The organism is Parasutterella secunda (assembly GCF_024733725.1).
Taxonomy (GTDB): domain Bacteria; phylum Pseudomonadota; class Gammaproteobacteria; order Burkholderiales; family Burkholderiaceae_F; genus Aphodousia; species Aphodousia faecalis.
Window position 1 is genome coordinate 226,942 of the sequence record NZ_JANRHP010000002.1, and the last position, 13,004, is coordinate 239,945.

The window sequence follows — 13,004 nt, forward strand, 5'->3', positions numbered from 1 at the left end:
ACTACCCCGAATTTTAGCGGTTTGAGCTTTTTGAAGGAAAATTTTTGGAAAATTTTTCGACTGAAACTTTTCGAAAAAATTACCGGCTCCGCTAAACTGTGTTGCATTAGTTTTCTTTCTGAATCAAAATGCCCCGTTTAACTCTTCAAGCGTTGCCGGATTATTCATTTTTCGTAAAGCGTGCCCTGATGTCTGCCCGCCCGATGTCCAACGACAATGAGCGGTTGGAATGGTTAGAGAGCCTTGCCGATCAGCCTTACAGTCGGGAGAAAATGAAAGCGTTTTTGCAAGGCGCTGATGATGCGGAAACATTGGCCGAGCGCATGCGTCTTTTAAGGCGGGAAGTGTTGCTGACTTTGGTGGCGCGGGATGTGACCGGGCGGGCGGATTACTTTGAAGTTGTCCGCACGATGACCGATTTGGCAGAAGAATCGGTCAGTCGAACGGTTCGCGTGCATGCCAAGGCATTGTCATTGCGGTACGGCGTACCGATGTCAGACTCTGGCGTTCCTCAAGACTTTCTTGTTGTCGGTATGGGGAAATTGGGAGGTGAAGAACTCAACGTGAGCTCCGATATTGACCTCGTTTTTGTCTACGACGAGCAAGGACAATGTCGGGCAACGCCCGAGTGTCCCAATCCCAGGCGAGAATTAACAAACGCAGAATTTTTTGAGCGTCTTTCAAAAAAAGTCATCACTGCCTTATCGGATATTTCTGGTGCGGGCTTTGTCTTTAGAGTGGATATGAGATTGCGTCCCAATGGCGACTCAGGCCCCATTGTGATCAGTAGCGAAATGCTTGAGGAATACCTCTACGTGCAAGGACGCGAATGGGAGCGATTCGCATGGCTAAAAGGCAGGATTGTCAATGAGCCGGTTTTCACTGACGAAAAGACGTTCGAGAAGCAATGCAAAAACCTCTACGATGTTGTGCGTCCGTTTGTCTTTAGGCGCTACGTGGACTTTAACGCCATCAGCGCCTTATCGAACCTTCATAAGTTAATCCGTGCCGAAACGCAGCGCCGTGAAGCTGGTAAGGACCTTGGTATTGATGTCAAACTAGGTCGAGGCGGAATCCGTGAAATTGAATTCATTACCCAGACATTTCAAATCATTCGCGCAGGCCGAGAACCTCAGTTACGTCTGAAAAGTACTTTGAGCGCGTTGTCGGTTTTGGAAAAATTAGGTGTGATGAACGCAGAGCAGGTCCAGCGCCTCTCAGACGCTTACGTGTTTCTTCGTAATTTGGAGCACGCCATTCAGTACGTCGATGACCAACAGACACACCGCTTGCCGCCCGATGAGAAAGCTCGAGAGCAGATTGCTGCCCTTTTGGGGTTGAGTAGTTCTCAGATGGTTGAAAAGCTCATGCAAATCCGCGAATACGTGGCGCAGGTTTTTGACGGCATTTTCCAAGTGGGCGAAGAAGAAAATCAGGAAGATGATTGGCCCGAAGGGTGGAGTGTTGGTTTTGAGCGTGCCAAAGAAGCGCTGGCGAATGACCTTGAAAAAATGGGTTATGGAGAGGCCCGTCATTGTGCCGATCGCGTGCTTGAATTAATGGGGTCAAAATTCTTGGCTGCACAGACTGAGTCCGCTCGAACCCGGATGGCGCAGCTTGTAAAACGCATCAGTGAAATGTGCATCAAATTGGCAAGTGACGATAAAGGCGTTGCGCCCGAAGTGATTTTCACGCGCTTTATCACGCTTTTGGAAGTGATCGCGGGACGCAGCACCTACGTTTCGCTTTTAATTCAGTATCCGAAAGTTTGTGAAAAAGTCGCACTCGTTTTAAAGACAAGCGCCTGGGCGGCGGATTATTTGACCGCGCACCCGATTGTGCTCGATGAGTTGGTTGATGAACGCGTGAGCGAATTAGATAACTTTTCACCCGTTGATTGGAGCGGTTGGCAGGACGATTTGTGGGAAAAGCTACGTGAAGTTGAAGGGGATCAGGAAACACAGATGAACCTTCTGCGTGACGCTCATCACGCGGCGGTTTTTAAACTTTTGATGGCTGATTTGGAAGGCCGTTTTACGGTTGAACGTTTAGCCGATCAACTCTCAGCATTGGCTGACGCGGTTTTGGAAATGGTGATTACGCTTGCCTGGCAAACCATTGCTTCTCGCCATTGTGATGTGCCGAAGTTTGCTGTCGTAGCTTACGGCAAATTAGGCGGGAAAGAATTAAGTTATGCGTCGGACTTGGATTTAATTTATCTCTACGATGATCCCAGTCCCGAGGCCAGTAAAAATTACACGAGACTGGTGCGTCGAATGATGAGTTGGCTTACGGTGCAAACCTCTTCGGGCATTCTTTTTGATGTGGATTTGCGCCTGCGTCCTAATGGGGAAAATGGTTTGGTTGTCTCTTCATTTGAGATGTTTAAGCGCTATCAAAGAAATGAAGACGGTACGGGCGCTTGGCCTTGGGAGCATCAGGCCCTTACTCGTGCAAGATTTTGCGCGGGCGACAGAGCAATCGGTCAAGCTTTTGAAAAAGAGCGTGAAGCTATTTTGAGATTGCCGCGCGATAAAGCAAAAGTCTTTTCTGATGTGAGCGAAATGCGTGCTCGTATGCTTGAGGGACATCCCAATCCGACCTCGCTTTTTGATGTCAAACACGACCGAGGCGGTATGGTGGATGTGGAATTCGCGGTTCAGGCAATGGTGCTCGCTTACTCACACAAGCATCCGGAGCTGGTCAACAATTTCGGCAATATTCTTTTATTGGAAATGGCGGCTCGAGCCGGTTTGATCGGTGAAGAACTCGCCCAGAGGTGTGTGTCCATTTATCGCAATTATCGTCACATCCAAAGAAAGCATCGTCTGGAATTGGGAGACGGGCCGGTACGGGTTGATCGCTTCGCGCAAAGTGAAAATATCGCGACGGTGATGCAACTGTGGAAAACCGTCTTCGGTTCAGAAGGTCCTTTGAGAAAATAACAACAAAAAAGAGACCAACCAAATTTGGATGATCTCTTTTGGATTAACGAAGCAATGTTAATCGAGAGTTGGAGTCTCGACCCCAAGCACCTTGTGTAGCTTGGGAGACGTTGTCGTGTATTGCAGCAAGGTCTTCTTTTCAGGATGCACAATATCGGCGGCAGCAAAGGCTGCCAGGGCACATTCGTGGAATCCGCAAAGAATCAATTTCTTCTTACCCGGGTAGGTGTTGATGTCACCTACGGCAAAAATGCCGGGGATGGAGGTTTGGAATTTTTCCGTATCAACCACGATTTGCTTACGATAGATTTCCAAGCCCCAATCTGCGATAGGTCCTAATTTGGGCGTAAGACCGAAGAAAACTAATAAGTGGTCAAGCGGCATGCGGCGCACAACACCGTCATCGCCTGTCACGCGGATTTCGGTAAGCTTTCCATCTTTTTCTTCAAAACCAGTGACTTGGCCCACTTCAAACTGCATTTCCCAGTTTTCACACAATTCACGCATCTTGGCAACAGAGGCTGATTGGGCGCGGAAACCATCACGACGGTGCAAGAGGATGACACTTTCGGCTTTACCGACTAGGTTGAGCGTCCAGTCCAAAGCAGAGTCACCGCCACCGCAGATGACGATATTTTTGCCGTAAAAGAGTTCAGGGTCTTTTACTTGGTAGTGAAGTTGAGTGCCTTCAAATTTTTCAATGCCGGGGACGCTTAGGCGCTTCGGTTGGAAACTGCCGACGCCAGCGGCGATGAACACGGTCTTTGTCATAAAGCGCGTGCCTTTATCGGTTTCAACGTAAAAGCGGCCGTCTTCTTCCTTGCGGACAATTGTGACTTCTTCACCTAAGTGAAATTGCGGTCCGAAGGGGTGAATTTGCTTTAAAAGATTTTCCGTCAATTCTCGTGAAGTACATACAGGAAGAGCCGGGATATCGTAAATGGGCTTATGTTCATAAAGCTCCATGCACTGTCCGCCCACCATTTTGAGCGAGTCCACGACGTGAGCCTTAATCTCTAAAAGACCTAATTCAAAAACTTGGAATAAACCGACGGGACCGGCGCCGACAATGACAGCATCCGTTTCAATAATTTCGTCGGTTTTCGGGGCAATAGTCAAATAATCTTCAATAGCCATAATGATTTCCAATCGGATAGAACGGCAAAATTATACGAGAGTTTCTAGGCGCTTTGAGCGTTACTGTTGTTCTATTTCTCTTCAAGCGTATTACCAATAGTGTATATGATGAAGGCTTTTTCGTCTGATCCTTGAAAATTGTGTGTCAAGGAACGATTTTTCCGTTAGTATGGAAAAAGGAGCTCAAGGAGACAGATATGCTCGAAAAGAATATTCTCGATAAAATCGCCGACTTTTTTAAATCCATCGGCACTCGGAAAGCATCCGGTGAACCGATCGATCTGGGACGCCCCAAACATGATTTTGAAACTGAAGAGAAAAAAATTCACATTACTCATGATGAACCGGTGAAGGTGAAGAGTAAAGCTGCTCTTCAAGATAAAAAAGACGACCCCGTTATCCAATTAGTCAAAGATAAAGAGGGGAGTCAAAAAGCCACCCAGACAGAGAAGGAAGCGAAAAAGCCTGTGACCATTGTGGCGACCGTGAGACCCAAGAAAGAGTTGTCAGCGGCAATTGAAGCGTTACGCGCTAGGTATCCGTGGCGAAAACTGAAGGCCGAAAAGCCCCTTAGTGTTCAAACGCTACCTGAACCGTTTTATTTCTTAACGTCTGACAATCAGCCGGTGGAAGCCACCAAGCTGGAAGTCTCTTTCATTAAGGAGCTTTTAACCAAAGCGGCCGAGGCGGGTATCGAGAATAAGTTCACATTCAGTATTTCTTCAACGATGAGTGTCGTTGTGAAATATAAAAAGAAACTCGTTGGTCGGGTCTATCTTCATGGAAGAAAGCATCACATGACATTTAAGACTGATGCGAAGACTGTCACGGAAGAAAACCTAACGCTTTCTGAATGCAAGAAGTTAATCCCGATTTGGATTGGGCAGATTAAGGAGTCCGCATAGCTTTCTAAACTAATTTCAGGCAAGGTCATGATTTTGGAGCGATCCCCAAACGCCACTGGAAAACGTACTCTGAAAGAAAACAGGTAAACCAGGGAAGACCGTTATAAAGGACTCCCGCCATGTTTGGGCCAACCATAAGGAGGAGAGTTAAAAAGGATTAAAATAAAAGACACCTGTAGGGAATGATCCCAAAGGTGTCAACACAATTAGGTTTTAGTTTTTTGACTGTAAAGAAAATTAGGCAAGAATCAAAAACCTGTCAACCAAATCAGTCGTAGTTTTAAAAACTGTCAACCAATTTCAGGCAAGGTCAGAAAGCCGTGTGATTTTTGATTATTTTTACCTATAATTCATTTTTATCTAGATAAAAATGAATTATAGTTGAAAAATGCTAAGTTTTAAATATATCCCTAGACAAATCGAAGACGTACTGGCTAAGAAAAAACGCAGTAACCGGGCTGAAGTCCTTTTTGGGCCAAGACAAGTCGGTAAAAGCACACTCCTAGAGCATATTGTGAAAGATCAAGGCGCTCATTACCTGACAGGAGATGATGAGAATGACATCAAAGTACTGTCCGATCCGTCAAGCTATTTACCGTTACTTAAGGATTATCCTAATCTTGTTATTGATGAAGCTCAATACATTCCAGGCATCGGACGGGTTATCAAGCGCATGGTTGATAACAATGATTCCGGATGCCATATATTTGTGACCGGTTCAAGTTCTCTAGATTTGGCAGGAGGTGTCATGGAGTCTGCTGCCGGTCGAATTAATTCGTTTAATCTTTGGCCGTTTTCTCTAGAAGAGTTAGCTCAAGAAACATCATGGCTTGAACTCAAGAGAACAATCAATGACCGGATGATCTACGGTTGCTATCCAGCAGTTATTAATGAGCCGCAATACGCCCGAGAATATTTGATCGATTTTGTTGGCAGCATTCTTTACAAAGATTTGTTTAATTTGGCGGAAATGAGAAAGCCGACTGATTTAAGAAAATTAGTGACTTATCTGGCCTATAACGTTGGCTCTGAGATCAAGTATGCCACAGTCTCAAGCGAACTCGGCATAAGTTCTAAGACTATAGAACGGTATGTGGATCTCCTACAATCGTGCTTCATTATTAAAGTGGTGCCTTCCTTTAGTCGCAATCCTCAGTCAGAAATTAAATTAGGGAAAAAGATTTATTTCATTGATAATGGGGTGCGCAATGCTTTAATCAGTGGGGGATTTAATCCAATTGCAACTAGAACGGACGTCGGAGCTCTTTGGGAAAGTCTTTTTTATACAGAACGGTTGAAAAAACACAGCTATTTAAAGACCGGAACAGAAATTTATTTTTGGCGAACCCGTTTTCTTCAGGAAATGGACTTCGTAGAAATAACCGATGGTCAGATGGTGGCTTTTGAATGCAAAGTGACACCTAGGGTACGGGGCAAATCGATCAGAGCCTTCCGTAATGCATACCCTGACTGTCCAATTAAGGTCGCATCACCGGAGAATATTGACAAACTTTTAAGCGAGTAATTTATAGTTAACGGTTTTTCGCCTTTTCTTCCTCAATGATGTCTGCGCGCACAGAGCGCAGTTTCCCGTCGACTTGGCTCATGGTGTAGTAGTCGCCGTCGCTTGCTTGCTGAGCCAAGTTATATTGGTATTCGGCTGCGCGCTTATCACCTTGCGCCATATACATGTCGCCCACAGCCATGTAGTGGCGGCTCATCTGCTTTAACGCGCGATAGCATCGGGCGTTGATGGCGTGATAGGAGGGATTGCTTTGGCTCATGGCTTGCTGAGAGCGCATGAATTTAAGTGTCTCTTGGTAGCGTTTAAGATCGTAGAGTTCGCTTGCGTAGAGCTTGACGGCCATTTCCGAAAGGGGGTTGTTTGCGACCAAACGCTTGGCCATTTGAAGCGCTCGATTTTTATCGCTGTTATTGCCGAATAAAAAGAGCACTTCAGATTGGTTTTTGAGCAAAATGGCATTGTTGCCGCCAAGGCTTACCGCTTGATTGGCGTAACGAATGGCATCTTCTTTAAGGTTAAGTTTTCGGCTGACAATCGAAAGACCGTAAGTCAAGGCTGTTTTTCGGCGGCTGTCTTTGGCATCAGCCAAATCCTGTTTCATCTCTTTGATGACTTTCAACCAACCATCGCGCTTTGTCTCCTGTAGTACGCGCATGCGCTGTTGAATCAAAACAAAATCCAGTGAATCTTTATGAGTGCGAGCTCCCAATTGACGCGTGCGGTTTTCCATATCACTGATACGTTCAACCGTGAGCGGGTGAGTGAGGAGATAGGCCGGAGCGGCGGCTTCGTAGTAACGATTGTTTTGCTGCAACCGCATGAAGAAATTTTCCATCCCCTTCGGATCAAATCCAGCTCGGGTAAGAGACATCAGTCCTACACGGTCAGCTTCTCGTTCTGCGCTTCTTGAGTAGCTTAATTGATTCTGAATCATGGCAGCCTGACCGCCGACAGCTAAAGCTGTCGCGGCTTGTCCGCTTCCGGCACGAGCGGCCAATAGGGCAAGCAAGAAGGAGCCTAGCGTCAGGGCGGCGTTACCCTTTTGCGCATCAATCATGCGGGCAATATGGCGCTGGCTTACGTGTCCAACTTCGTGGGCGATGACACCGGCAAGCTCACTTTCATTTTGAGCGGCAACGATAAGCCCCGTGTGAACCGCGATAAAACCACCGGGTATGGCAAAGGCGTTAAGCGAATGGTCAATGAGCGGGTAGAAAAAGAAGTTATAGGTGTGCGTATCTGAAACGCTGACCAACTTGTAACCCAAGCGGTTTAAATATTCGAGTGTTTCGGAGTCATTGAGGTAGCTTGGGTCGCCTCGGATTTGACGCATCATTTCCTCACCCAAGGCTTGTTCTTCGGCAGGAGACAACTCCGTCCCGGCTACCGCGCCCATGCTCGGCAAATTCAAATTAAGCGACTCCGTTGCCAAATCCTGAGCCGCCCAGGCACCTGCGACAGGTGTCAGAGCCATATGGGCACAAAGAATTGAGACGAGGAGGCGCTTGGTAAACACGGTACGGTCATCCGAAATTGTTGGGACTAATCTTAGCGAGGCTTTATGTGCTTTGAGAAATGATGTTGCAAGTCCACACAATTTCGTACAGTGTTTAAAAGCAGACAAAAAGAGAAATAATACCGCCCAACTAGACTCAGAATTTTGATCAGACAATGTTTAATGTTTGTAATGAATAGGGATCAGTTCATAACGCCTGAGTACTTCAGAGCGTCTGTCGGGTTTATCTGCGGAATTCACTGGTAAGGCATCCACAAAGGCAATTTTTCTCGGGCACTTGTAAGCAGAAAGCGTTTCTTTACAAAAGCGCCTGACATCTTCAACTTTCGGGTGCGTGCCTTTTTCCGGAACAATTAACGCGCAGACAATAGCGCCCCAGGTTTCGTCAGGCTCACCAATGACCAAGGCTTCTTTAATAAAAGGGGAGCGGGTGAGCATATTTTCGACTTCAAGGGGATAGACATTTTCTCCTGCGCTCAGAATTAAGTCGTGGCGTCTGGCATGAACGTGCAAAACACCTTCAACGTCAAATTCACCCAAGTCGCCTGTTTCAAACCATTCACCTTTGAGTGGTTCTCGTCCCCAGTAACCAGGCGTGGTCATCGGGCTTTTCACTTCAATTTGACCGTCTCGGGTACGAACTTCTGCTCCGGCAATAACCTTGCCGCTGCCTTTGACAAGATTGAACCGCTCAGTGTAGGGCGTCATGACAACGTGCGAGCAAGTCTCTGTCATCCCATAAGTGGTCACGATAGGCAGGCCTTGCCGATGGGCTTTCAGTAAAAGCTTGTCGTTAGCCGATGATCCTCCTAATAGGATGACACGCAGATGTTTAGGCGCTCTCCAATCAGGGTAAGTTTCAAAAATCTTGGCAAGCATTGTGGGCACAATGCTTGTAATCGTCACTTGATCGTCTGTTAAAGCTTTAACAAAAGACTCTGGATTGAAAAGGGGAGAGATGGCAAGCGTTTTTCTTGCCAAAAGGCACCGAGTAAGGATAGAAAGTCCTCCGATACGCGTAACCGACATGCAAAGCTGCCAGCAGTCATCTTTTTCCCATCCGAGGTTGCGTTCACTGGCTTTGGCTGACTCCCAAAGCATTTTTCGGGTGATGATGGCCGGTTTCGGCAGTCCCGTTGTGCCGGATGTAAAGAGCACCGCAACAGTCTCTTCGGGTAAAGGATCCTTAATTTCCCGAATACTTGATAGGAGAACATAGCGTTCAGCGGCGGTAAGTTTCGGGTGCAACATCAGCGCCGGAATATTTAATTCCATTAAAGCGTATAAAAGCACGATGGTTTCAACCGTGTTTTTGCCTTCGATGATCATCGGGCGGCCGGCCGCAGGCAGCGCCTTTTCCCTTCTCAACCGATCAATAGTATTTTGCGTTAGTGTGGCGAGCCGTGAAAAGGAATAATCCTCTCCCGCGCGGCGAAGCCCGATTTTATCAGGACAACTCGCCGCGGCTTCAAAAATGCTAAAAGGGTTTTGCATTTTTAATTAGGGCAGGCGCGGGAACTTGGAAAAGTCCGGACGGCGCTTTTCTAAGAACGCATTCTTACCTTCTTTACCTTCTTCGGTCATGTAGTAAAGAAGCGTGGCGTTACCAGCTAATTCTTGAATGCCAGCCTGACCGTCGCAGTCGGCATTGAATGCGGCCTTCAAGCATCGGATAGCGATGGGGCTGTTGGCCAAAATTTCCTTGCACCACTTCACCGTTTCAATTTCCAGCTCTTGCAAGGGAACCACGGTATTAACCAGACCCATTTGCAAAGCTTGTTGAGCATCATATTGACGGCACAAGAACCACATTTCACGGGCGCGCTTCTGACCGATTAAACGCGCCATGTAGGAAGCACCCCAGCCACCGTCAAAACTGCCTACGCGCGGCCCCGTTTGACCAAAACGGGCGTTATCGGCAGCAATCGTGAGGTCACAGATCATATGAAGCACGTGGCCGCCACCGATGGCGTAGCCTGCCACCATGGCAATCACGGGTTTAGGGCACGTGCGGATCATACGTTGGAAATCCAAAACGTTTAAGCGGGGCACGCCATCACCGCCAACGTAGCCGCCGTTGCCGCGTACCTTTTGGTCTCCGCCCGAGCAAAAGGCCAAGGGGCCTGCGCCGGTCAGAATAATGACGCCGATTGACGGATCTTCACGGGCATCGCTAAAAGCTTGGCAAAGCTGTTGAACGGTTTCCGGCCGGAAAGCATTTCTCACACGCGGACGGTTGATGGTGAGTTTGGCAATCCCTTCAGCCTTATCGTAAAGAATGTCAGAGAATTCACCGGCAGGTTGCCAATCCAAAGCTTTTTTAATTTCGACGTTAGTTTCCATGATGTTCTATGTCCTTATATTTTTAACGCCGCTAGTCTAAAGAGGTTCGGGAGGATTTAACAAGTTCACCCCACTTTTTCTCTTCAGAAGCGACAAATTGGGTAAATTCTTCGGGCGTACTCAGAATCGGCCGCGCGCCTCTTGCGATTAATGCTTCTTGCACTTTTTTGTCCGTGAGCGTTTTTTGTATCGCTTGGGCCAACTTTTTCACGATGGCTTCAGGCGTGCCTTTCTTAACAGCAATACCGTCCCAAGCAAAAAGTTCATAGCCGCTCACACCTTCTTCACTAATGGGTTTAATGGTTGAAGACAAGTCCGAAGATGGAGAACCTAATCCCAGGGCGGTAAGGCGCTGTGCTTTTACATGGCTGAGAACGTTAGGCGCTACATCAATTGTGAAATCAATGCGGCCTGCGAGCATGTCGGTCATAGAGGCTGCGCCGCCCCGATAGGGGATGTGCTCAAAAGGTAGTTCAGTCATTTGACTCAATAAGACACCGGCTAAGTGACTGGTTGTGCCGTTACCGGCCGATGAATAGGTTAATGGCTTTGAGTTTGACCGAGCGTACTGAAGAAAATCTTTTAAATTTTTAACAGGGATTCGTTTGGGATTGACCGCCATCACGAGCGTGATTTCAGTGAGCTTAGCGACCGGTTCAATGTCTTTTTGTGCGTTATAGCCAACGTTTGTATAAAGCGCCGGATTGGTACCCAAGGTACCGTTTGTGACATAAATGAGCGTTCGTCCATCGGCTTTTTCACGCAGGGCCGCTTCAGTGCCGAGACTGCCACCGGCGCCAGCCCGATTTTCAATAATGATCTTTTGCCCGATGTTTTCAGACAATTTATTGGAAATCGTTCGGGCGATGATATCGGCGCCGCCTCCGGCCGGGAAGGGAACCACGAGTTTAATGGGTTTGCCGGCTGGCCACTCGCTTGCTTGAGCAAAACTTGAGGCACACAAACAGAAGGCAAGAGAAAGGATTCTGATGCTTTTCATATGAAGTGAAGACATTAAAAACGGTAACCGAAAGCGATGTTGACGGATTGATCATCAACATGGGTTTGTAATGCGTCAATATCCAAATTGGATAAGCCTTTTAAAGATTCGGAGCGAATGTTATGGGTGTTGGGGGCCTCAAGGGTTATGTGAATGCCCGCCGCATCAATTGATACCACGACTTGGATATCGCCTTCGGAACGAATTTCAGCCGTGATGATTTGGCAAAGCTTTGCAACAGAAAAAATCACAGAGGCGGGAACCGGACGGGCAATCGTTTGAGTGCTTTCTTTTGAATCCCTGATTGTGCAATGGGGCAAAAGAGCACGAAGAATGGTCAAAACTTGGGTTTTGAGACACAAAACACCGGCAACGGTTTTGTAAAAGTCTTGATTTTCTGCCCAATCGGGGTGCTGCGTTAAAAGGGAACAAAGGCACTGAGAAGCAGAATTATCAGCGGCCGCTTTAGGAGCGCGAAGCAACGCTTGATTAACGCGGGCGCGAAGCAAGTGGCCTAAGAAATTAACGCTTAATAAACAGATCGCAAAGCTAAAGGCAACATCGGTTGTGTGAGAAGCCAAAATGGCGTCCATCACTAAGCCAATGACCGCCAATAGACATGCAGCTAGTGCGCCGGCCCAACGAACAACGGATTGCGAACGCATGACTGCGGCCGCATAAAAAACACCCAACGCAACAAATAAAATGATTGAGAAAGCTTGTGCGGGAAAGGCAGCCATTTCAAAAGACGTGGTATTGATCCACCAGGCTGAAGCCAAAAGTGCACAAGATAAACCTAAGCCGATGACTCTTATCCAATGCGCGTGAACTTTGGTGCGGTGGGCCAAAACCGTCATCACGGCAAACACTGTGACCAGGCATCCTACGGTCAGAAAGCGCGAGAGAACAAAATCGGGCATAACTTTTTAAGAAATCAGTCCCATTTGGGCGGCTTCATAGACGGCTTCTCCTCGGGAGTGCACTTGAAGCTTGCGGTATATCTTTTTAATGTGAGCCGTAACCGTATGGGGCGAAATCGTCAAAATGTCGCCGATTTCATTAAAGCTCATCCCTTTGGCAAGAAGCTGCAGAATTTCGGTTTCCCGCTCTGAAAGGGGATTGGGTTGAATGGGAGCCGTGGTCTTTTCAATCGTGTGAGTCGTGTACGTCCGAAGGGCTCTTAATACGCTTTTAGCCACTTCGGGGCTGACAGGGGAGCCGCCCGCTGCCAACAGACGAATGGCCGAGACAAGACTATTTTCGATTTCCGTTTTAAGAACGTACCCCGTCGCGCCGGACTCAATAGCGCTTACCACATGGGGATCATCATTGGCGTTGGCCAATACCATGATATCGACTTCCGGCATATTGGCTGCCGTTCGTCTGATGAGATCAAGTCCGAACCCATCGGGCAGATCCAAGTCAACAATGAGCATCTGGAATTTAAACTGAGACACCAATGCATCGGCTTCCCGGTAAGTCGCCGCAGAACCGATTTCGTGAATATCAGCCAAACCGCTGATTGCGCGTTGCAGTCTCAAACGAACATTCGGATCGTTTTCAACGAAAATCACTTTGATTTGTTGATTCTCTGCCATGGTTGTTTGATCAAGCACTTATGGGTAATGTGAAT

The 13,004-nt window shown here is 47.5% G+C and carries 10 protein-coding genes; 3 read left to right on the forward strand and 7 right to left on the reverse strand.

The window, feature by feature from the left end:
• Positions 1-128 precede the first annotated feature (128 nt).
• Entirely contained in the window at positions 129-2,945 is a 2,817-nt protein-coding gene (gene glnE, locus NW199_RS02935) for a bifunctional [glutamate--ammonia ligase]-adenylyl-L-tyrosine phosphorylase/[glutamate--ammonia-ligase] adenylyltransferase (protein WP_258333585.1), read from the forward strand.
• A gap of 57 nt (positions 2,946-3,002) precedes the next feature.
• Here glnE and NW199_RS02940 read toward each other — a convergent pair whose 3' ends face one another.
• A complete protein-coding gene (locus NW199_RS02940) occupies positions 3,003-4,082 on the reverse strand; it encodes an NAD(P)/FAD-dependent oxidoreductase (RefSeq protein WP_022473438.1) in 1,080 nt (359 codons plus the stop codon).
• Positions 4,083-4,279: 197 nt separating this feature from the next.
• Here NW199_RS02940 and NW199_RS02945 point away from each other — a divergent pair, with 197 nt between their 5' ends.
• Both NW199_RS02945 and NW199_RS02950 read left to right on the forward strand, forming a co-directional pair.
• On the forward strand, positions 4,280-4,987 hold the full coding sequence (locus NW199_RS02945; protein ID WP_258333586.1) for a hypothetical protein: 708 nt from the start codon (positions 4,280-4,282) through the stop codon (positions 4,985-4,987).
• A 388-nt stretch (positions 4,988-5,375) separates the two neighbouring features.
• Positions 5,376-6,512 carry an ATP-binding protein gene (locus tag NW199_RS02950; protein WP_258333587.1) on the forward strand — a complete coding sequence of 379 codons (1,137 nt, stop codon included), beginning with the start codon at positions 5,376-5,378 and terminating at the stop codon, positions 6,510-6,512.
• A gap of 7 nt (positions 6,513-6,519) precedes the next feature.
• Here the strand turns inward: NW199_RS02950 and NW199_RS02955 are convergent, their stop codons facing one another.
• The 6 genes from NW199_RS02955 to NW199_RS02980 form a co-directional block, all read right to left on the reverse strand.
• Complete coding sequence (locus tag NW199_RS02955; RefSeq protein ID WP_258333588.1) at positions 6,520-7,986, reverse strand: M48 family metalloprotease; 1,467 nt, start codon at positions 7,984-7,986, stop codon at positions 6,520-6,522.
• Between the two features lie 201 nt (positions 7,987-8,187).
• Positions 8,188-9,522, reverse strand: a complete 1,335-nt coding sequence (locus NW199_RS02960) for an AMP-binding protein (protein ID WP_258333589.1) — start codon at positions 9,520-9,522, stop codon at positions 8,188-8,190.
• Positions 9,523-9,528: 6 nt separating this feature from the next.
• On the reverse strand, positions 9,529-10,371 hold the full coding sequence (gene menB, locus NW199_RS02965) for a 1,4-dihydroxy-2-naphthoyl-CoA synthase (RefSeq protein WP_258333590.1): 843 nt from the start codon (positions 10,369-10,371) through the stop codon (positions 9,529-9,531).
• Positions 10,372-10,402: 31 nt separating this feature from the next.
• Positions 10,403-11,371 (reverse strand): Bug family tripartite tricarboxylate transporter substrate binding protein, encoded by a 969-nt coding sequence (locus tag NW199_RS02970; protein ID WP_258333591.1) that lies wholly within the window; start codon positions 11,369-11,371, stop codon positions 10,403-10,405.
• A 14-nt stretch (positions 11,372-11,385) separates the two neighbouring features.
• Positions 11,386-12,291 (reverse strand): hypothetical protein, encoded by a 906-nt coding sequence (locus tag NW199_RS02975; RefSeq protein WP_258333592.1) that lies wholly within the window; start codon positions 12,289-12,291, stop codon positions 11,386-11,388.
• Between the two features lie 6 nt (positions 12,292-12,297).
• Entirely contained in the window at positions 12,298-12,969 is a 672-nt protein-coding gene (locus tag NW199_RS02980) for a response regulator transcription factor (protein ID WP_022472241.1), read from the reverse strand.
• Between the last annotated feature and the right edge of the window lie 35 nt (positions 12,970-13,004).